This window comes from Streptomyces sp. ICN903 (genome assembly GCF_022015835.1).
Lineage (GTDB): Bacteria > Actinomycetota > Actinomycetes > Streptomycetales > Streptomycetaceae > Streptomyces > Streptomyces fenghuangensis.
In genome coordinates this window covers 1-1,544 of sequence record NZ_JAKMAY010000555.1, presented here as the reverse complement: position 1 = coordinate 1,544, position 1,544 = coordinate 1, and the positions used below count along the sequence as shown (strand labels likewise).

Genomic DNA, 1,544 nt, shown 5'->3' with positions numbered 1-1,544 from the left:
GTCCCGGGCCGGGGAGCGGCCCCGTCGGGCACCGGCCCGGAGCCGGGGTCGGGGTCCGGTTCCCCGTCCGCACCGTTGCCCGGAGCCGGGCCGGGGTCCGAGTCCGGGGCAGGGCCGGGTTCCGGGACGCCCGCGCCCGGTTCCGGGCCGGGGAGCGGCGGGACTGCCGGTCCTGCGTCCGAACCGGCCTCTCCACCGGCCTCTCCACCGGCCTCCCCGTCGGCGCCCCGGCAGGCCGCGACCATCGTCCACCGGCTCGACCGGCTGCCCCGTGGAGGCGGTTCGGAGGGTCCTTCCGTACGGGAGGGGAGCAGCCGGCTGTGGCAGCGCTCGGAGCTGCGCATCGGCGGCCGGGACCGGGGTTACGGGGTGACGGTGCCCGCCCGCTCCTCCGTGACGGTCGATCTGGGCGGCGACTGCACCTCGTTCGAGGCGCTCGCCGGGGTGGACGATCTGACGGCGCTGCGGGGTGCGGTCCGGTTCTCCGTGTACGGCGACGGGGTCCGGCTGTGGGAGTCGGGTGTCGTCCGGCGGGGCGAGGAACCGGTGCCGGTACACGTCCCCCTGACCGGTGTGCGAACGCTCCGGCTGGTGGTCGAGCCGAACGGCCTGCTGGACTCGGTGGTCATGGCGGGCTGGGCCCGGGCGAGGATCGGCTGCCGCTGACCCGCCCCGCGGCGGCGCTCGCGAGGTGACCCGCGGCGTGGCAGGGGACGAGTCCCGGTCCGGGTATGGTCCGGGTCTGATTCCGGCCCGGTTCCGAGCCCGATTCACAGACCGGTTTCACCGGCTGGTCTCGCAGACCGGTTTCACAAGCCGGTTTCACAGGCTGGGACGCTGCGGCACCCCTCCGGCGACCGCGCGCCGGCCCGCCGTCGCCGCGCCCGTGCCCGTCCAGCAGCTGCCCCGGCGGGCCAGCAGCCGGCGCAACCAGACCTCGGTGGAGACCAGTTCCGCCAGCCCGTCCAGCGGCAGCGCCTCGCCCTCGGCCGCGGCCCGCAGCGCCCTGCGTACGACGCGGGCCTCCACCAGCCCCGCGTCGGCCAGCAGGGGCGCGTCGAAGAGGTCGATGAGGTCGCCGACGCGGGACCGCAGCCCGGTCCGTGCCGCCGCCGTGTGGGTGGCGCGGGAGGGGGTGCCCCAGCCGGGCGGCAGTTCGTGGACACCCGCCCCCGCCAGGACGGCGCGCAGCACCGCCGCCCGCGCCCCCGGCTGTACGCGCAGCGCCTCGGGCAGGGCCCGGCAGGCGCGGACGACCTGGTTGTCCAGGAAGGGCGCGTGCAGTCGCTGGCTGCGTACCTCCGCGGCCTGTTCGAGTATCCGGTGGTCGGCCGCCAGCCGGGCGAGCGCCGCCCGCGCCCGCCGCTCCCCCGGGCGCGTGCCGGTCTCCCCGGGCACCGGGCGGAGGGCGGCCTGCTCCAGCCGAATCGATACTTCGGCCAGCACCTCCCCCGTCAGCCAGCGCGCGGCCGGCCCCGGGCGGCACCAGGCGAGGGCGGACAGCGAGGCGTCGAGGACGCCCGGCCCGGCCTCGTGGGCTCCCC

Annotated in this window: 2 protein-coding genes; one reads left to right on the top strand and one right to left on the bottom strand. The window is 77.8% G+C overall.

The features are described from left to right. Nucleotides 1-75 precede the first annotated feature (75 nt). A complete protein-coding gene (locus L7D48_RS29250; RefSeq protein WP_256463380.1) occupies nt 76-666 on the top strand; it encodes an NPCBM/NEW2 domain-containing protein in 591 nt (196 codons plus the stop codon). Between the two features lie 156 nt (nt 667-822). Here the strand turns inward: L7D48_RS29250 and L7D48_RS28730 are convergent. Next, the coding region (locus L7D48_RS28730) for an asparagine synthase-related protein (protein ID WP_237884021.1) at nt 823-1,544 on the bottom strand (722 nt) is incomplete at its 5' end.